Consider the following 19,593-nt stretch of genomic DNA (forward strand, 5'->3'; position numbering starts at 1 on the left):
AATTTTATTCATTAAAAATTCGATAAAGTTAAACTGGTGAATTTTACCTGAATATTCAGTGGTGCGCTAGCAATAGCTGAAAAGGGGCTTGAAATAGAGGTATTGATGTATTATTTATCATAAGAAAATGCCCCAGCTAGTTTGGGGCATTTTTATAGAGAAAGGGGTAAATTATAAGCTTTCAGTGAAAGTACGTGTAATTACATCACGTTGTTGTTCTGGTGTTAATGAGTTGAAACGTACAGCATAACCTGAAACACGGATTGTTAATTGTGGATATTTTTCAGGGTTGTTTACTGCATCTTCTAATGTTTCACGACGTAATACGTTTACGTTTAAGTGTTGACCACCTTCTACTTTTACTGTCGGTGCAACATCAACTGGTAACTCGCGATATTCAATTTGACCTAATTCACTTACAGCAACGATTTGATCTTCAGCGAATTCACCTTTAGCACATAAACAACGTGCTTCACCTTTTTCGCTATCTAATAACCAAAATGAATTTAATAGATTGTCATTAGCAGCTTGAGTAATTTGAATACCTTTAATCATTGTATGCCTCCTAAAATTGGCGATTTGTTAATCAGTTTTAATTGGTCAGAATTTTATCAAAATTTTTGATGATTTCAAATTGTTTTGACGTGGAACAAGGTATTTTTATTGAGTAATTTTTAAATTTTGATATAAATCAAAATTAAGTTTAAGTTTATGATTTTTAAAAACTTTAATTTAACAAAAAGCAAACAAATATTTAACAATGATAGTGCTGTAACTGTCAATTTTGCTTGAAGTTATTTATAATCAGCAAAGTATTGAGAGGAGAGAAAAATGAAAACCTGGAAAGATGTAATTGGTATAGAAAAAGAGCAACCTTATTTTAAGCAAATTCTTGCACTTGTTCATCAAGCCAGAACATCTGGGCGGGTCATTTATCCTCCACCACAAGAAGTGTTTAGCGCATTTCAATTAACGGAGTTTGAACAAGTTAAAGTCGTTATTTTAGGACAAGATCCTTACCACGGTCCAAACCAAGCACATGGCTTAGCTTTTTCTGTCAAGCCAGGAATTGCCCCTCCACCTTCCTTAGTTAATATGTATAAAGAGCTATCGCAGGACATCGCAAGTTTTAAAATTCCGAATCATGGTTATTTAATTCCTTGGGCGGAACAGGGGGTATTGATGTTGAATACAGTGTTGACTGTTGAGCAGGGAAAAGCTCACTCACATGCTAATTTTGGCTGGGAAACTTTTACTGATCGTGTCATTGCCATATTGAATGAGCAACGTGAACATTTAGTTTTTCTACTTTGGGGGAGCCATGCACAGCGAAAGGGGCAGTTTATTGATCGTCAGAAACACTGTGTATTAACAGCACCACATCCTTCTCCGTTGTCTGCTCATCGTGGTTTTTTTGGTTGTAAACATTTTTCTAAAGCAAATCAGTATCTTATACAAAAAGGGCTGACGCCAATTCAATGGCAATTAGATTCAATTTAAGATAGGAAATACAAGTATGTTAGCTATTATTTCGCCAGCAAAAACATTAGATTTTGAAAGTGTGGTACCAGAATTTAATTTTTCTCAACCGCAGTTAACTGATTATAGTGAACAATTAATTGAAGTTTGCCGCCAACTTTCACCAGATCAAATTGCCTCGTTAATGTCTATTAGCGATAAACTAGCAGGATTGAATTTTGCACGTTTTGCAGAATGGCAAAGGGAACATCATGCGCAAAATGCACGGGCTGCAATTTACGCGTTTAAAGGGGATGTGTACACAGGATTAGACGTGGAAAGCTTATCCCATCAAGATGTAGAATTCGCACAACAACATTTACGTATGTTATCGGGATTATATGGTTTGTTAAAACCATTAGATTTAATGCAACCTTATCGTTTAGAAATGGGGACCAAGTTAGCTAATAAAAAAGGTAAAGATCTCTATGCTTTTTGGGATGAGATTATCACAACCACATTGCAACAAGCTCTTGATGAACAAGGGGATAATATTCTGATTAATTTGGCTTCTGATGAATATTATAAGTCAGTAAAAGAAAAAGCGTTAAAGGCAACAGTGATTAAACCAGTGTTTTTGGATAATAAAAATGGTAAATACAAAGTCATCAGTTTTTATGCAAAGAAAGCGAGAGGGCTTATGTGTCGTTATATTATTCAGAACCGTTTAACAGAAATTGAGCAACTGAAAGAGTTTGATTTAGGTGGCTATTGGTTTGATGCAGCAAGTTCGAGTGAAACTGAGTTAGTATTTAAACGTGATTTGGTGGAATAATATGCAAAAAGTTTTCTTTATTTTAACCGCACTTTTAGCGATTTTACTAAGTGGTTGCACTTTATCTTCGCAGCTTTCTGTACCACAACAAATTACACATAATAAGCATACTTATGAATTAGTTGCACAACAAGATTTGGGACCAATGGCACGTTTCTTTTATTTAGAAAAAGGAGAAAGTTTATCTCATTGGAAAAGTGCTGTGGAGTTATTATTAGATCGTAACCAAGCAAAAACAACTTTGGATGAGCGTATTGCTTTGCGTGAGCGTGTTTATCGAAATACTGGTGTAAAAAACTTTAAATTGCAAGCCCAAGATGACAGTTTATATGCTTTCGTGATTTATGAACCAACAGTGAAAAATAATGATTGGCAAGTTGATGTGGCTAAAGGGAAAACGGTACAAGGTTGTGGATTTGTACAATATCAGTATTCATTGAAAATACCAAGAACGAAAAAAATCCGTAATATGAGTAATAAAAAAGTTGTACGTTATTTGAAAAAATATGTCGTAGAAAAAGAAATGAAGCATGTTAAAAATCGTGATTGGCAATGGACTTGTGAATAAATGGAAGAGAAAATCTATTCTTCACAAGTAAAAAAAGCAGCTAATTGTGCTGTTTATACTGCATTAATGCTGATTGTTGTAAAAGGTTTTGCTTGGTGGGAAACGGCTTCCGTTAGTATGCTAGCTTCAGTTGTGGATTCGACTTTAGATCTTGCTGCTTCTTTTTTAAATATGGTGATTTTACGTTTTGCTTTGATGCCAGCGGATGAAAATCATTCTTTCGGTCATGGTAAAGCAGAATCGCTTGCATCTTTGATTCAAAGTGCATTTATCTCTGGGTCTGCTGTTTTTCTATTATTGCAAGGGATTCATCGTTTTAATGAACCACAGCCTTTAACGAATACGAATTTAGGGATTGGCGTTATTTGCTTTTCTATTGTTATCACTTCTGCATTAGTTTATTACCAAAGTCGAATTGTAAAAAAAACAGGAAGTCCAGCCATTAAAGCTGATCGTTTGCATTATCAAACTGACTTATTTATGAATGTCGCAATTTTGCTTTCATTAATTTTAACTGTATTTGATTTTTTGCTTGCAGATGCGATTGGCGCAATTTTAATTGCAATCTATATTTTAGTTAGTGCACTTAAAATGTTATTTGATGCGGTGCAATTGTTATTAGATCGTGCTTTACCAGAAAATGAGATCCAACAAATTGAACAAATTATCTTATGGGATAAGCGTATTTTAGGTTTCCATGATTTACGTACTCGTCAATCTGGTGCAGTACGTTTTATTCAATTTGATTTGGAGTTAGATGATCACCTCTCTTTTTTAGAGGCCCATGATATTACTGAACAGCTTGAGCAGCGCTTGCGAGAAACATTTTCGTTAGTGGATATTGTGATTCATCATGAGCCAACAAGTGTAGTTCAGGCTGAAAAATTAGAAAATGCGAAGCTAGATCAAATGTAATAGTTTTTTTGATAAATTTTGCTAGAGCAGTTGCAGTGAATAGTGTAATCTTAGCGGCGATTTGTGAATTCATTTTTAGTTTAAAAGGTTTAGATTATGATAAAGAAAATAGCAGTATTAACCAGTGGCGGTGATGCGCCAGGTATGAATGCCGCCATTCGAGGAGTTGTACGATCTGCACTTGCGGCAGGTTTAGAGGTATATGGCATCTATGAGGGTTATTACGGTTTATATCACAATAAAATCAAACAAATGACCCGTTATAGTGTGTCTGATATCATTAACCGAGGGGGGACATTTTTAGGCTCAGCACGTTTTCCCGAATTTAAAAATCCAGAAGTACGTGCAAAATGTGCAGAAATTTTACGTTCACACGGTATCGACGCTTTAGTTGTGATTGGCGGTGATGGTTCTTACATGGGAGCAAAATTATTAACCGAAGAACATGGTTTCCCATGTGTGGGTATTCCAGGTACTATTGATAATGATGTAGCAGGCACTGACTATACTATCGGTTACCAAACTGCCCTTGAAACAGCGGTAGAAGCTATTGACCGTTTACGTGATACATCAAGTTCACATCAACGAATTTCTATTGTTGAAATTATGGGACGTCACTGTAGTGATTTAGCGATTTCAGCAGGTATTGCTGGGGGATGTGAATATATCGTCGCTTCTGAAGTTGCTTTCAATCGTGAAGAACTTATTCAGCAAATTGAACGCAGTATCATTAAAGGCAAACGCCATGCGATTATCGCAATTACAGAATTAATTTGTGATGTAAATGAGCTTGCTCGTGAAATTGAACAACGGGTAAAACACGAAACTCGAGCAACTATTTTAGGACATATCCAACGTGGCGGTACGCCTTGTGCTTTCGACCGTATTTTAGGTTCTCGTATGGGAGTTTATGCAGTTGATTTGTTAATGCAAGGAAAAGGAGGCTACTGCGTAGGTATCCAAAATGAGCAATTGGTTCACCATGATATTATTGATGCCATTAATAATATGCGCCGTGAGTTTAAAGCAGACTGGCTAGCGCTTTCTAAACGTCTAGATTAATTAGGCTTTTTCTTAAAAAAACGGTGGAAACTTTCCACCGTTTTTTATTTCTATTTTATTTTTATTTCTTTTTTAATAAACACAGTACTTCATAATGATGGGAATGTGGAAACATATCAAAGAGTTGAATCTTTTCGAGTTGATAGTGGGTTAAATCTCCTAAATCCTTCCCCATAGTTTCTGCATTACAACTTGAATATAAAATAAAATGAGGCGCTAATTGATTAAGAAATTGAGCTAGTTTGTTACCAATACCACGTCGAGGTGGATTAACAATCACTAAATCAGGTGTTTGATACTGTTCTAGAGCAAATTTTGTTGCATCTAGGGGTTGAAAGCGTACATGCTCTAAACCTAATTGACGAGCAGAGAGCATTGCAGCCTTAATCGCTGAGGGGGAAATTTCAATCCCGATTAATTCAATTTTTTTAGTTGGATTAGCTTGTTTTAATGCTTTTGCACAATGTAAGCCAAAACCACCTACACCACAAAAAAGATCCCAAAGCTTTTCAATCGGTAGGTTTTTTATCCAATTTTGTGCTGTTGCATATAAACCTGAGGCAACAGAGGGGTTAGTTTGAAAAAAACCTTGTGGACGGATGAAAAGGGGGATTTGATTAAAAGACTCTTCCAATGTTTGTTGTTCAGTAAGAAAAATTTCTTTCTCACCTTCTAAAATAGCGGCATGCTGTGGCTGAATATTTAGGCTGACTACTTTTAGTTGTGGTAATTTTTTTAACAAACCTGCAAATTCACGTTGAATTAACTCTAGTTTTGTTTCTGAACGTAATACGAAGCGTAGCATTAAACCACCATCAAGCTGACTTTCTGTGAGTAAAATATACTTAAGTTCACCTTTTTGTTTTGTAATGTTGTAGGGCACTAAGCCTGCACGAGCAATAAAGTCTTTTAAAATGTGAAAAATAGCAACGAAGTGTGTTGGGTAAAGTGGACAATCTGTGAGATCCACATTGTTTTGAGGGAGGCTCAGAATTGGGCGTTCGACTGTACCACTCACTGCCATTTTAGCCTTATTACGAAACGTACTTAAAGGCGATTGATAAGGGGTAATCCATGCTGTTTGTGAGCAATTTAAATGAGTTAATTGTTGTTTTAAATGCTGTGTCTTACGTTCAAGCTGGGCAGAATAAGGGAGTTCTAGCCATTGGCACGAACGGCAATGATTTTGTTCATAATGTTGGCAAGGGAGTGTTAATGACATATTAATTTACATATTTTGCTTTATAGTTAAGCCAATCTTGTTGAATCGCTGTCAGTTTCTTACGATTTTCTAGCCAACGGGTATTCTGTTCTAAATCTAACCAGCTAAATGATTTACGTTTAAATAACTGTTGTAAACGAGTCTGGCGTAATAAAAAATGTGATTGATTTTCTGTTAATTTTAAATGATCTAATACTTGGATCACGCCATCGCGTTCATTACAAAGTAAGAGTAAATCACAACCAGCATTGAGTGACTGTTCACAGCGTGCGACAAAATCCCCCATAAATCCTGCCCCCTTCATCCCTAAATCATCAGAGAAAATAGTGCCTTGAAAGCCCAGTTGTTTGCGTAATATTTGTTTTAGCCAATAATGTGAACCGCTAGCAGGTTGGCTATCGCATTGGCTATAAATGACATGGGCTGGCATAACGGCACTTAGCAAGTTTTGTTCGATAAGTCGTTGAAATGGCATGATATCTTGTGCAAAAATCTCTGGTTTTGAGCGTTTATCGTATGGGGTTTCCAAGTGAGAGTCCGCGATGACATGCCCATGCCCAGGAAAGTGTTTACCTGTCGTTGCCATGCCAACTTGTTGCATACCTTGAATAAAGGCTTTAGCCATATCACTAGTAATTTGAGGGTGAGTATGGAAACTACGATCACCAATTGCTTTACATTGGTGTCCTAAATCAAGTACAGGAGCAAAACTTAAATCAATATCTAGTGCAGTAATTTCTGCTGCCATTTGCCAGCCAGCTTGTTGTGCTATTTCTAGCTGTTGCAATGGTTCTTCAATCAATTGAGTAAAAGCTTGCATCGCAGGTAATTGGGTAAAACCGTCTCGGAAGCGTTGTACTCGCCCCCCTTCTTGATCAACTGTAATTAACAGATCTTTTTTAACCCGTTGACGGACTGATTTTACTAAAGCTTGGATTTGTTCACGATCATGAAAATTTCGTGTAAACAAAATTAAACCCGCAACAAGCGGGTGGCTTAATAATTCAACTTCTTCTTGTAGGAGTTCATGACCTTGTAGATCTATCAGTAGTGTTGACATATCGCCTCTTTTTTATTGCTCACTGATATACAAACGGTAATTTACGCTTTGTTCTGTCGGTCTTATTAATGGTATATCCTGTTTTTCATAACCAAGTAAGGATAAAAAGGACGATATTGCAAACTGTTGTTGTGTTACCCCATTTTTATCATACCAAAATAAGTGGTAAGCCAAATTCAATGGCTGTTCAGTTTTGTTTTTGATCCATGCAGAATCAGGCGTAATTTTTGCTTCAATAACAGAAGCAACACTAGCCTCTATGTTCAAAATAGGCCGTGTTGTTCTTAATAAGTTAGCGGATTTGTTTGAGCCACAACCAATCAATAGTAAACTCGTCAATAGAAGTGCGGTCAGTTTTTTCATTATTTTGTTAACATTTTTCCTAATGGCTCACCACCGACAAGGTGCATATGTAAATGGAATACTTCTTGCCCACCATGTTTATTACAGTTTACGATTAAACGATAACCTTCTTCCGCAATACCTTCTTGTTTAGCCAGCTTCGCTGCAACAGTAAATAGGCGCCCCAAACTCATTTCATCTTGCTCGGTTACATCATTTACAGTAGGGATCAGTTTATTAGGGATAATCAAAATATGAGTGTTCGCTTGTGGTGAAATATCACGGAATGCAGTCACTAACTCATCTTGATAAACGATATTGGCAGGAATTTCTTTACGAATAATTTTACTAAAAATAGTTTCTTCGGTCATGTTGAGCATCCTTTTCAATTGAATTTAAAACAGTGCTTTTTTAACAGAAAAAGGCAAAAATAGCAATTTTTTACTGTAAGTTGAGTAACTGATAAAATTGATTAAAAGTTGAGTTAAATATGATTAAAAATTGATTGTTAAATTTTTGTTTTTTATATTTTAATTAAATGTTAAGTTATTGAAATATAATATAAATTAATAATAATTTGATCTAGCATAAGGAAATCTTGTTTTGAGTGTTTTTTAAACTGTAAAATGCTTTTATTTTGGTGTAAAACTCCCTATAATTAACAAATCTTATAAAAAATAAAATTTTTTTAAATTATTCGAGCTTTCATATTTTGAAACCGACAGCTATCAAATGCTATTCATGTCTAGGGAGATTACGGATGAAAACTGAAGATTCAACGTCAACCTGCATTGTGTCACCAGTGAAGATGGCACAGATTGGCGAGGATGTCGGTGTTTATAAAGCAACTAAAAAACAACTCTACTCATTCTTTTCTGCGATTCCAGCAGGTGCTTTTATTGCAATTGCTTTCGTTTTTTATGCAACAACTCAAACAGGTAATGGTGATGCACCTTGGGGATTAACCAAGCTGGTTGGAGGTATTGTTTTCTCGCTTGGTGTTATTATGGTCGTTGTTTGTGGTTCTGAGTTATTTACTTCTTCTACGATGACTGCGGTTGCGCGTGTGAGTGGCCGAATCTCAACTTTTCAAATGTTACGTAATTGGGCTGTTGTCTATTTTGGAAATTTTGTCGGTGCAATTTTTATCGTGTTATTAACATGGTTTGCTGGTCAAATTATGGCAGCTCATGGACAATGGGGATTAACTATTTTAAAGACTGCACAACATAAAATTCATCATACTTGGGTAGAGGCATTTGCATTAGGTATTTTCTGTAACATCATGGTATGTATTGCGGTATGGATGACTTACGCAGGGCGGACACTTTTGGACAAAGCGCTTATAATGATTTTGCCAATTTCTATGTTTGTTGCGTCTGGTTTTGAGCATAGTGTAGCAAATATGTTTATGATTCCAATGGGAATGATGGTGGCTAATTTTGCTTCTGCTGAATTTTGGCAAGCTATTGCTATGAATCCAGCACAATTTGCTGATTTAGATATATATCATTTTGTTGTAAAAAATTTAGTTCCTGTGACCTTGGGGAACATCGTGGGTGGTGCTGGCTGTGTTGCTTTAGCACAGTGGTACATTAATCGTCCACATTAGTCTGTTTTAGGTTGCAAAGTGCGGTCGTTTTATCGCTGTTTTGATCGACTTTGTGTGAGTATCAAAAGATTTTTTATTCTAAATTAATAGAAGGTAATTCAATATGAGTCAATTAACTGAAGCTCAACAAAAAGCTTGGGAAGGCTTTACTGGTGGTGACTGGCAAACTGAAGTTAACGTACGTGATTTCATCCAGAAAAACTATACGCCTTATGAAGGTGATGAATCATTCCTTGCTGATGTAACTGAAGCGACAAGTACGCTTTGGGCAGATGTCATGGAAAAAATCAAAGTGGAAAATAAAACCCACGAACCTTATGATATTGACACAGATACCCCGTCAACGATTACATCTCATGCGCCAGGTTATATCAACAAAGATTTAGAAAAAATCGTTGGTTTACAGACTGACGCACCTTTGAAGCGTGCGATCATGCCATTTGGTGGCATCAATATGGTGAAAGGTTCATGTAAAGTCTATCGTCGTGAGCTAAAACCTGAAATTGAACAAATCTTCACAGAATATCGTAAAACACATAACCAAGGTGTATTCGATGTTTACACACCAGATATCTTACGTTGTCGTAAATCAGGCGTAATTACGGGTCTTCCAGACGCTTATGGACGTGGTCGTATTATTGGTGACTACCGTCGTATGGCACTTTATGGTGCAGACTTTTTAATGAAAGATAAATTTAAACAATTTACTTCATTACAAGATAAATTAGAGCGTGGCGAAGATATCCAAGCAACGATTCAATTACGTGAAGAAATTGCAGAGCAACATCGTGCTTTAGGCAAAATGAAAGAAATGGCAGCGTCTTATGGTTATGACATTTCTGGTCCAGCAACTAATGCACAAGAAGCAGTTCAATGGACTTATTTTGCATACCTTGCAGCGGTTAAATCACAAAATGGTGCTGCAATGTCATTTGGTCGTGTTTCTACATTCTTAGATATCTATATTGAGCGTGATTTAAAAGCAGGTAAAATTACAGAACAAGAAGCACAAGAATTAATTGACCATTTAGTCATGAAATTACGTATGGTACGTTTCTTACGTACACCAGAATACGATCAATTATTCTCTGGCGACCCAATGTGGGCAACTGAAACGTTAGCTGGTATGGGCTTAGATGGTCGTACATTAGTCACTAAAAACAGCTTCCGTATCTTACATACCCTTTACACAATGGGCCCTTCTCCAGAGCCAAACTTAACAATTCTTTGGTCTGAAAAATTACCAGAGGGTTTCAAACGCTATGCTGCGAAAGTGTCTATCGATACTTCATCTGTTCAGTATGAAAATGATGACCTAATGCGCCCTGATTTCCAAAATGATGACTACGCGATTGCTTGCTGCGTATCACCAATGATCGTTGGTAAAATGATGCAATTCTTTGGTGCACGCGCAAACTTAGCGAAAACGTTATTATATGCAATCAATGGTGGTGTGGATGAGAAATCGGGCGACCAAGTTGGACCGAAGACTGAGCCAATTACAAGCGAATACTTAGATTATGAAGATGTCATGACTCGCTTAGACAGCTTTATGGATTGGTTAGCAAAACAATATGTGACAGCATTGAATATCATCCACTTTATGCATGATAAATATGCATATGAAGCCGCATTAATGGCACTTCACGATCGTGATGTATTCCGTACAATGGCGTGTGGTATCGCAGGTCTTTCTGTAGCAGCGGACTCATTATCTGCAATTAAATATGCGAAAGTGAAACCAGTGCGTGGTGATATTGAAATCAAAAACAAAGCAGGTGAAGTGGTTGGCGTTGCGAAAAATGTGGCAATCGACTTTGAAATTGAAGGTGAATATCCACAATTCGGTAACAACGATAACCGTGTAGACGAAATCGCATGTGACTTAGTTGAACGCTTTATGAAGAAAATCCAAAAATTGGGTACATATCGTAACGCTGTTCCAACTCAATCTGTTCTTACTATCACTTCTAACGTGGTATACGGTAAGAAAACAGGTAACACTCCAGATGGTCGTCGTTCTGGTGCACCATTCGGACCTGGTGCGAACCCAATGCATGGTCGTGATCAAAAAGGTGCAGTAGCTTCATTAACTTCTGTTGCCAAATTACCATTTGCATACGCGAAAGATGGTATTTCATACACCTTCTCAATCGTACCAAATGCATTAGGTAAAGATTATGAAGCACAAAAACGTAACCTTGCGGGTTTAATGGATGGTTATTTCCACCACGAAGCAACTATTGAAGGTGGTCAACACTTAAACGTAAACGTAATGAACCGTGAAATGTTGTTAGATGCAATGGAAAATCCAGAAAAATATCCACAATTAACTATTCGTGTTTCTGGTTATGCTGTACGTTTCAACTCTTTAACAAAAGAGCAGCAACAAGATGTTATTACACGTACATTCACTCAAGCAATGTAAGTAATATATTTAATCTTTATTAGCCTCTGTATTTTATACAGAGGCTTTTTTTATGTTTTGAACTCTGGCCACTACTCTTCTGGTCTGTTCATACCAGTACTGGTCTGTCTAGGTATCTTTCCCTTGTGATTTTATGATGGCTTCGATTTTTTTGCATTAAATTAACTTTGAAGGGATCAATTGTGAAAATAAATAAACTTTTCTGTGCACTATTGTGTTCACTTAGTACTGCTAGTTTGGCACAAGATATTGTAGTATTTGGTGATAGTTTGAGTGACATGGGGCAAACAAATTGGAATAAAAAAGCCTCTTATTTGAATGCAGATGGAAAATATCACTTTCTCTATAATGAATATCTTGCACAAGCATTAGGTGGAAAATTAACGTCTTCTACTCAAGGTGGATCAAGCTATGCCTACAGTGGGGGAGTCATTGTAGGGACAAATAATGAAAGAACGAACCAACAGCCTAATTTAGCATTACAAAATCAAGTTAATACTTATTTAAACACGCCTGTTAAAAAAGAGGCATTACATATTTTATGGGCGGGGGGAAATGATTTAGCGACTGTATTGGCCAATGCTGTGACCAAAACAACGCCTGAAGAAAAGCAGGCTTATGTATTAGGTAGTATTAACCAAATGGCACAGACTATGGCACAACAATGGGGTGCATTACTGCAAGCAGGTGTCACTCAAATTATTGCACCAACGATTCCAAATGTGACTTACACACCAGAATTTTTTGATAAATTAGGGGAAGCGGCAGGAGCACAGATTCAGTCTAAATCATTAAATTTAATCAAAAAAGCTGATTTTGTAGCAAGTTTTAGAGGTGCAGTAGCTCAGCTACTGATTCAGCCAACTAGTAATACAGAAGAGTTTGAAAAACATCGCATAGAAGTATTAAAAAAAGCTGCAGTTGATTTTTACAATAGTCGTTGGGGAATTACACAATGGGCATTATCAGCAGCAGGCTATGATGCAAAAGGTATTGCAGAAACTTTAATCAACGAATACAAAGAAATCGTTCAGCAAGCTGCGCAAGCTACCGCTTTATTGAATGCGAGTATTACATCTGCATTAAATCAAGTAGGGGGTAATATTGTACGTATTGATACCGATGGTTTATTAAAAGATATGATTGCACGTCCAGCAGAATATGGATTAAATAATACAACGACCGTTGTTTGTAAAGACAGTACTGCCGATCCAAATAAAGCAGCTTGTCGCCCAACTGATCAAACTTTAGCAAGCCAACGTTTATTTGCAGATAGTTTCCACCCAGGTCCCACAGCACATAAAGCCATGTCTGACTATATTCTTAATGTGTTACAAACACCAAAAGATATGGGGATTTTAACTCAGATTGTACAGCAACAAACTGAGCTTGCATTGGATTTTATTCGTCTAGAAAGTAATCGAAATCGTTTAATGCGTCAAACTGAACAAACCGTTGATACATTAGTTGCTTATCAAAAACAAAATCAAGGGCATAGTTTACATATTGGTGCGAAAGTACAGTTTAATCCTCAATGGCAATTAGCAGTTGTAGCGAGTCAGCAAAAACAAGATCTACAAAATGGTTTGGTTCATGTAGACACAAAAAATCGCATATTAAGTACCGCACTTCGTTATGATGCTGATAATTGGTGGTTAGGTAGTGCAATCCAAGTCAATAATACAAAGTTAGCCACGGACAGAGCTGCTTATATTGGTCACTCTACTCATTATCAATCAGGTGAAACCGAAGCTGAAAGTTTAAGTATGGGATTATTTGCAGGTTATGAGTGGAAAGTGGAGAATGTTGGGGTTGCATTTATTGCTGATATCTATAAAACGAAAACTGACCTTGCAGCATTTAGTGAGCGTAATCAGGGAATTACACAAATGCAATTTGAATCTCGTAGCGAAAAGAGTTTACGTAGTGGTGTTGGAATTGATTTACGCTATCATGCTACTACTTGGCAGCCTTATGTGACGACGCGTTGGGTGAAAGAATGGGATAATGATCAGCCTATAGTTAAAGCTAGTTTAAATGGTAGTACTTTTGCCACAAAATTAGCACAACAAGATAAAGCATGGCTAAATATAATGGCGGGGTTCCAATTTAAGCCTATAAATAGTGGCTTGTATGCTAACCTTGGTTTTAGCCGTGATTTAGGGCGAAAAGATAACCTCTCAAAAACAACATTTCAGGTGGGTATTGGTCTAGAATTTTAACAAAAAGTGGTTGTCCTTTTTGTTTATTTTGATTATTTACTCGGTGTTTATTTTATTAAACACCGAGTTTTCTAGTTTCATGTAAAATAATATAGTCGAATAATTCACAACAATCTGCTCAAATTTCGATTATAATAATCAAAATTTTTTGAAGGATTTATTATGTCTACTGTGGGAAGAATTCATTCATTCGAATCTTGTGGTACGGTTGATGGACCAGGGATTCGTTTTATTTTATTTTTGCAGGGTTGTTTGATGCGCTGTAAGTATTGTCACAACCGAGATACGTGGGATTTACATGGTGGTAAGGAAATTACTGTAGATGAGCTTATGCGAGAAGTCGTGACATATCGTCATTTTATGAAGGCTTCTGGTGGTGGGGTGACGGCTTCTGGTGGTGAAGCTATATTGCAGGCAGAATTTGTTCGTGATTGGTTTAGAGCTTGTAAAGAAGCTGGAATTCATACTTGCTTAGACACGAATGGTTTTGTGCGCCACTATGATCATATTATTGATGAGTTAATGGATGTCACGGATTTAGTTCTGCTTGATTTAAAACAGCTCAATGATAAAGTTCATCAAAATTTAATTGGAGTGCCTAATAAACGTACTTTGGAGTTTGCCCAATACTTAGCAAAGCGCAATCAAGCGGTTTGGATTCGCTATGTTGTTGTGCCTGGCTATACCGACGCAGATGATGATATTCATTTATTAGGTAATTTCATTAAAGATATGAAGAATATTGAGAAAGTAGAGTTACTCCCATATCACCGTTTAGGTGCTCACAAGTGGGAGGCATTAGGTGAAAAATATGAGCTAGAGGATGTTTCACCACCAACAAAAGAATCTTTGGAACATATCAAAACTATCCTTGAAGGATATGGACATATTGTGAAGTATTAAAAATTACATCATGTAGAAGTTAGGCTAATAAATTAATTGTTAGCCTTTTTATATTCTAAAAAGTAAATTAATATGCTATTTATTTTTTAAGTATTAAGTGAAAACATATAAAGATATTATCAATAATTCTTAGCACCCATAGATCACTATTTTACCTCTCAACATAAGTTTTGTGCTTATCGGCTTTTTGCTGCTCTCTACGTTTTTGGAAAAACGCACTAAGTTTTTGGCTGCATTCTTTTTGCAATACACCACTAGTAATTTCGACGCAGTGATTCATTTTATAATCATCAAAGAAATGGAAACGTGAACCTACTGCGCCAGTTTTATAATCAGAGGCACCAAAAACTAGCCGCTTGATACGACTATGTAAGATCGCTCCAGCACACATCGTACAAGGCTCTAGTGTGACGTAAAGTGTTGTATTAAGTAAACGATAGTTTTGTAACTTTTGCCCAGCTTGGCGCAGTGCAACGATTTCTGCATGAGCGGTTGGGTCAGAATTGATGATAGATAAATTCCAGCCTTCTCCAATAATATTCCCCTCAGCATCAACTAATACAGCTCCGACTGGGATTTCACCTAAGGCTTCGGCTTTGTCGGCTAATGTGAGAGCATATTTCATCCATTTTTCATCTAAAACTGACCGCACTTTTTCCTCTCGTATTGATTAAACGGAGAATGGGTATTTAATTGGATCATGACATTGATAACCAATAACCTTAAAATCATCTATCGTGACCCAGGTTTCTAAGTCTTCTAATGTTTTGATATCTGGATTAATCTCTAGTTTGGGTAGCGGTAATGGCTCTCGTTTTAATTGTACATTTTTCATCAGATCAAGTTGATCTTCATAAATGTGCGCATTAATAATTTTATGGTAGGCTTGACCTGCTTTTTTCCCTGTAATTTGTGCCATAAGTGCTAAGAATGTGAATACTTGAATTTGGTTGAAGTTTAAACCAAGTGGAACATCACAAGAACGTTGATAACTAGTGAGATAGAGATTATCACCTAAAAGTGAAAACGTATGAGTATGCATACAAGGGCGCAAGCAACCAAGATCAAATTCACCTGGGTTAAAAAAGGTTATAATTTCACCGCGATCGTCAATTCCTTTACTCAGATTGTTTACAATTTTACGTAATTGGTCAACAGTTTCACCATTTGGTTTCCGCCAGGCACGACCTTGTACACCATAAACGCGTCCCATATCATCAGTACCTTTACGATGTGGGTTTTTTAACCAATCAGCATTTTCATTAGCATTAGCATCCCATGTTTTTGTACCAAGTTTGCGAAAATCTGCCGCATTATCATATCCTCTGATATAACCGAGTAATTCTGCAATTGCTGCTTTCCAATAGCTTTTTCGTGTTGTAATTAGTGGAAACTGATTATTAGCGACATCATAAGTGAGAGCTGCATCAATCACAGTGAGGCAACGTTTACCTGTACGCGCATTCTCAATCCAAACACCTTCATCAACGATACGCTGACAGAGTTCTAAATAGTGTTTCATGACGTTTCTCCTTTTTTGGCCGCATTTTTATAAGCAACCATAACGATGATGGCACCAATGATGATCATTGGCATAGAAAGAATTTGTCCCATTGAAATTTGTTGACCAAAATATAATCCAAGTTGTGCGTCAGGTTCACGGAAAAATTCAACAATAAAGCGGAATAGCCCATAGAAAAATAAGAATAAACCAGCAACTGAACCTATTGGGCGTGGTTTTTGTATAAACCAATTTAAAATAAAGAATAAAACTAAACCTTCTAAAACGGCTTCATATAATTGTGAAGGGTGACGTGGGAGATAACCTCCTGATGGGAAGAGTACTGCCCATGAAACGTCTGTAACCCGTCCCCACAGTTCATCATTAATAAAGTTACCAATTCTCCCCATTCCTAAGCCGAAGGGAATTAATGGCGCGACGAAATCCGCTGTCTGCCAAAAACCACGTTTTTGTATTTTTGCTGTGATAAGCATTGATAAAATGACACCAAGTAATCCGCCATGGAATGACATACCACCTTCCCAGACTCGGAATAAATAGGCAGGATCTTGAAGAAAATAATCGAATTGATAGAAGAATACATAACCTATTCTTCCACCTAAAAATACGCCCATGAAACCATTGAACAATAAGCTATCAACTTGTTCTGTTGTCCAACCACTATTAGCTTGATTTGCTCTACGTACAGCAAGCCAGCGTGCAAAAATAAAACCAACAAGATACATTAAACCATACCAACGTAAACCAATTGGACCAAGTTCAAATATCACGGGGTCAAACTGTGGGAATGAAAAATAATTTGATTGCATAAAGTGCCTTATTTAAAAATCATATTTATTGCAAGGATAAGTAGCATGATTGCAAATGCTTTTTTTAGTATTGGGACAGGTAAAATAGAGGTTAAGGTTGCCCCAATTTTTGATGTAAAAATAGAAGTAAGAGTTATGCCTAATAGGGCGGGTAAATACACATATCCTACAAAATAATCAGGTAAACCTTCTGCTCCCCAACCAGCAATAATAAAACTCAACATGCCTGCTAGTGCTAATAGACTGCCACATACTGCCGAAGAGCCAATTGCTTTTTTCATATCAATGCCTCTTGAATTTAAGAATGGCACAATAAATCCGCCGCCACCAATACCAGCTGCACTTGATGCCATACCAATGAAGATACCAGCAATAATAGTTGATGTTTTTGTTAATACTTTAGTGACAGGTTTTGGTTTAACAGAGAGAAACATTTTGATAGACAAGTAAACAACTAAACAAGCAAAGAGCTTAGATGAAATGTCTTTTGGCAAATAACTGATAAAAAAACCAGAGATAAAGGTTGTTACCATAATGATAGGTGCAAGAATTTTAACAACATCCCATACAACATTACCTAATTTATGATGTCTTTGCGCGGAGGAAAAGCTGGTAATAATAATAGTTGCAAAAGAAGTACCTAGAGCACAAGCCATCAACATAGACTCTGGCACACCAATGTATTTAGGCATTAAATAAACTAAGACAGGGACAATAATTAAACCGCCGCCAATACCAAATAAACCAGCTAAAAAGCCAGCGAATGCCCCAACTGCGAGGCATATAATAAAAAAGGTGATCATAATCAACCCCTATGTTTGTAATGTTGTCGTTTGGAATTTTTTATTGATGAGGATTTTTTAGTTGGATGAATTCGCTTTGCACTAATATCGTTATCTTTATTAATAAAAATATCTTTCGTATTATCGAATAATACTGTTGCAAACTCTTTCATTGCCTTGCGATAAACGTCTTTTTTAAATGAAACAACTTGACGAACAGGATACCAAAAGCTTACCCAACGCCATCCATCAAATTCAGGAGATTTGCTGGATTGCATATCAATATTCTTTTCATCAGAGACGAGTTGTAACAGAAACCAGCGTTGTTTCTGCCCAATACACATTGGTATACTATCATGGCGTAGCAAGCGTTTAGGTAATTTATAGCGTAGCCAATGTTTTGATACATATAAGATTTTTACATCTTTGGGTGATAGACCAACTTCCTCAAATAATTCTCGATACATAGCCTGTTCGGCGCTTTCATTATCATTAATACCGCCTTGAGGAAATTGCCAAGAATTTTGTCCATACCTTTTTGCCCAGAGTACCTGACCTTTGTTATTACAGATAACGATACCCACATTTGGACGGTAGCCATCGAAATCGATCACTAGCGTTTCACCTTAAAAATTTTTATTAAGCTTTTCTAAAATAATTTATCGATTGTTTCATATAATTATTATTTTCTCAACTAGTAATCTAAGTAAAACGAAGGCTTTATTTTAATTTTGTGAACTATGCCAATTCTCTTCACAAGCATATGCCGTGGACTATTTGTGGATAATTCTGTTTACAACTTTTATATAACCACAGAATAGAAAAAAAGTTTTCAGAAAAAAGATGATGTATATCTGATAGTTATGTTGTTTTTGATTATGATATTTTACTTTTTAATCATACTACTACTTGACATAGTGATTACACATTTTTTAACGATTAAGTTGAGCTTAAAAAATGTATATTCTTAAGTAAAAAAGCGTGATTATTTTTCTATTTTTTTAGAGAGTAAGTTATTCACTGTTTCTGTGGATAAAATTGTGGCTGGATCCGTGAATTAAGTTTAATAACTCAAATTGATTAAGTTATATTGGACTGTAAATTTTAATATTCTATTAAAAATCAAATAGATATGCTTTATTTCCTTTGTGCTCAAAATAGTATTATTCGCATGTGTTATTTTGTTTGTTTTTCGAACATTCATTTATCATTGCTCGATAGTATTGCCAATCGAAATATTGTCCTGGGTCGATTTTTCTACCTGGCGAGACATCTGAATGTCCTACAATACGATCTAGCGTAATTAATGGATAAGTGTGCATTATTTCTTGCGTAAGACTAACGAGAGCATTGTATTGTTGCAAAGTAAAAGGTTGCAAATTACTCCCTTCAAGCTCGATACCAATTGAAAAATCATTGCATTTCTCTCTACCTTGAAATTCAGAAAGCCCTGCATGCCAAGCTCGATTGTGGAATGCGACATACTGTGTAATTCTCCCTTGACGATCTATCAAACAATGAGCAGATACGCGCATTTCATGAATTTCTGCAAAATAAGGGTGCTGGCTAGGATCAAGTCTACCAAGGAAAAAATCGTCAATATACGTCCCACCGAATTGTTCTGGGGGGAGACTAATATAATGAATAATTAACAGTGAAATATCTTGTGGATCAGGGCGCTGATCAAAGTGTGGCGAGTGAACTTTTCTTGCGTCATTTATCCATCCTTGTTGTATGCAGCTTGGGAATTTTTTTGTCATAAAATACTCATTTTGCGATCAAGATCGAGAAAAAGTGCGGTTAATTTTGTTTATTTTTTCTTTTGTGAAAGACTTCATTAGCTAAATTCGTTC

The 19,593-nt window shown here is 36.4% G+C and carries 19 protein-coding genes and 1 pseudogene; 9 read left to right on the forward strand and 11 right to left on the reverse strand.

What is annotated here, in order from left to right; translation table 11 throughout:
- Positions 1-171: 171 nt before the first annotated feature.
- Positions 172-555 carry an autonomous glycyl radical cofactor GrcA gene (gene grcA, locus DYE19_RS01275; protein WP_049216501.1) on the reverse strand — a complete coding sequence of 128 codons (384 nt, stop codon included), beginning with the start codon at positions 553-555 and terminating at the stop codon, positions 172-174.
- A 276-nt stretch (positions 556-831) separates the two neighbouring features.
- On the opposite strand from grcA, the gene ung reads away from it, so the two are divergent.
- From ung to pfkA, 5 genes are all read left to right on the forward strand, one after another.
- Positions 832-1,500: a uracil-DNA glycosylase gene (ung, locus tag DYE19_RS01280; protein WP_115322347.1), complete on the forward strand. Its 669-nt coding sequence runs from the start codon at positions 832-834 to the stop codon at positions 1,498-1,500.
- Between the two features lie 16 nt (positions 1,501-1,516).
- Positions 1,517-2,293, forward strand: a complete 777-nt coding sequence (gene yaaA, locus DYE19_RS01285) for a peroxide stress protein YaaA (protein WP_115322348.1) — start codon at positions 1,517-1,519, stop codon at positions 2,291-2,293.
- Position 2,294: 1 nt separating this feature from the next.
- The gene (locus DYE19_RS01290; protein ID WP_049216496.1) at positions 2,295-2,861 is read left to right on the forward strand and encodes an HI_0983 family protein; all 567 of its coding nucleotides are present in this window, start codon (positions 2,295-2,297) and stop codon (positions 2,859-2,861) included.
- Entirely contained in the window at positions 2,862-3,776 is a 915-nt protein-coding gene (locus DYE19_RS01295) for a cation diffusion facilitator family transporter (RefSeq protein WP_115322349.1), read from the forward strand.
- Between the two features lie 96 nt (positions 3,777-3,872).
- Positions 3,873-4,838 carry a 6-phosphofructokinase gene (gene pfkA / locus DYE19_RS01300; RefSeq protein ID WP_049216492.1) on the forward strand — a complete coding sequence of 322 codons (966 nt, stop codon included), beginning with the start codon at positions 3,873-3,875 and terminating at the stop codon, positions 4,836-4,838.
- A gap of 61 nt (positions 4,839-4,899) precedes the next feature.
- Here pfkA and rlmC read toward each other — a convergent pair whose 3' ends face one another.
- The 4 genes from rlmC to hinT are packed head-to-tail and all read right to left on the reverse strand — an operon-like array spanning position 4,900 to position 7,833.
- Positions 4,900-6,060 carry a 23S rRNA (uracil(747)-C(5))-methyltransferase RlmC gene (rlmC, locus tag DYE19_RS01305; protein WP_115322350.1) on the reverse strand — a complete coding sequence of 387 codons (1,161 nt, stop codon included), beginning with the start codon at positions 6,058-6,060 and terminating at the stop codon, positions 4,900-4,902.
- A gap of 1 nt (position 6,061) precedes the next feature.
- On the reverse strand, positions 6,062-7,120 hold the full coding sequence (gene nagZ / locus DYE19_RS01310) for a beta-N-acetylhexosaminidase (RefSeq protein ID WP_115322351.1): 1,059 nt from the start codon (positions 7,118-7,120) through the stop codon (positions 6,062-6,064).
- A gap of 12 nt (positions 7,121-7,132) precedes the next feature.
- Positions 7,133-7,483, reverse strand: a complete 351-nt coding sequence (locus tag DYE19_RS01315) for a DUF1425 domain-containing protein (RefSeq protein WP_115322352.1) — start codon at positions 7,481-7,483, stop codon at positions 7,133-7,135.
- Complete coding sequence (gene hinT / locus DYE19_RS01320; protein ID WP_049216486.1) at positions 7,483-7,833, reverse strand: purine nucleoside phosphoramidase; 351 nt, start codon at positions 7,831-7,833, stop codon at positions 7,483-7,485. The genes DYE19_RS01315 and hinT overlap by 1 nt, the downstream gene beginning before the upstream one ends.
- Before the next feature lie 389 nt (positions 7,834-8,222).
- Here hinT and focA point away from each other — a divergent pair, with 389 nt between their 5' ends.
- From focA to pflA, 4 genes are all read left to right on the forward strand, one after another.
- Positions 8,223-9,074 carry a formate transporter FocA gene (gene focA, locus DYE19_RS01325; RefSeq protein ID WP_049216484.1) on the forward strand — a complete coding sequence of 284 codons (852 nt, stop codon included), beginning with the start codon at positions 8,223-8,225 and terminating at the stop codon, positions 9,072-9,074.
- Positions 9,075-9,177: 103 nt separating this feature from the next.
- The gene (pflB, locus tag DYE19_RS01330; RefSeq protein ID WP_115322353.1) at positions 9,178-11,502 is read left to right on the forward strand and encodes a formate C-acetyltransferase; all 2,325 of its coding nucleotides are present in this window, start codon (positions 9,178-9,180) and stop codon (positions 11,500-11,502) included.
- Between the two features lie 182 nt (positions 11,503-11,684).
- Complete coding sequence (locus DYE19_RS01335) at positions 11,685-13,724, forward strand: autotransporter domain-containing protein (protein WP_115322354.1); 2,040 nt, start codon at positions 11,685-11,687, stop codon at positions 13,722-13,724.
- A 162-nt stretch (positions 13,725-13,886) separates the two neighbouring features.
- On the forward strand, positions 13,887-14,627 hold the full coding sequence (gene pflA, locus DYE19_RS01340) for a pyruvate formate lyase 1-activating protein (RefSeq protein WP_049216479.1): 741 nt from the start codon (positions 13,887-13,889) through the stop codon (positions 14,625-14,627).
- A 151-nt stretch (positions 14,628-14,778) separates the two neighbouring features.
- Here pflA and tadA read toward each other — a convergent pair whose 3' ends face one another.
- From tadA to ampD, 6 genes and pseudogenes are all read right to left on the reverse strand, one after another.
- The gene (tadA, locus tag DYE19_RS01345; protein WP_223667925.1) at positions 14,779-15,279 is read right to left on the reverse strand and encodes a tRNA adenosine(34) deaminase TadA; all 501 of its coding nucleotides are present in this window, start codon (positions 15,277-15,279) and stop codon (positions 14,779-14,781) included.
- An 18-nt stretch (positions 15,280-15,297) separates the two neighbouring features.
- Positions 15,298-16,149, reverse strand: a complete 852-nt coding sequence (locus tag DYE19_RS01350; RefSeq protein WP_115322356.1) for a thymidylate synthase — start codon at positions 16,147-16,149, stop codon at positions 15,298-15,300.
- Positions 16,146-16,958 carry a prolipoprotein diacylglyceryl transferase gene (gene lgt, locus DYE19_RS01355; protein ID WP_115322357.1) on the reverse strand — a complete coding sequence of 271 codons (813 nt, stop codon included), beginning with the start codon at positions 16,956-16,958 and terminating at the stop codon, positions 16,146-16,148. Before lgt ends, DYE19_RS01350 begins: the two co-directional genes overlap by 4 nt.
- Before the next feature lie 8 nt (positions 16,959-16,966).
- A complete protein-coding gene (locus tag DYE19_RS01360) occupies positions 16,967-17,761 on the reverse strand; it encodes a sulfite exporter TauE/SafE family protein (protein WP_049216473.1) in 795 nt (264 codons plus the stop codon).
- A gap of 124 nt (positions 17,762-17,885) precedes the next feature.
- Positions 17,886-18,354: pseudogene (rppH, locus tag DYE19_RS01365) on the reverse strand (RNA pyrophosphohydrolase); the annotation flags it as partial.
- Positions 18,355-18,903: 549 nt separating this feature from the next.
- The gene (ampD, locus tag DYE19_RS01370; RefSeq protein ID WP_115322358.1) at positions 18,904-19,500 is read right to left on the reverse strand and encodes a 1,6-anhydro-N-acetylmuramyl-L-alanine amidase AmpD; all 597 of its coding nucleotides are present in this window, start codon (positions 19,498-19,500) and stop codon (positions 18,904-18,906) included.
- Positions 19,501-19,593 lie beyond the last annotated feature (93 nt).

Source organism: Pasteurella canis (genome assembly GCF_900454865.1).
Lineage (GTDB): Bacteria > Pseudomonadota > Gammaproteobacteria > Enterobacterales > Pasteurellaceae > Pasteurella > Pasteurella canis.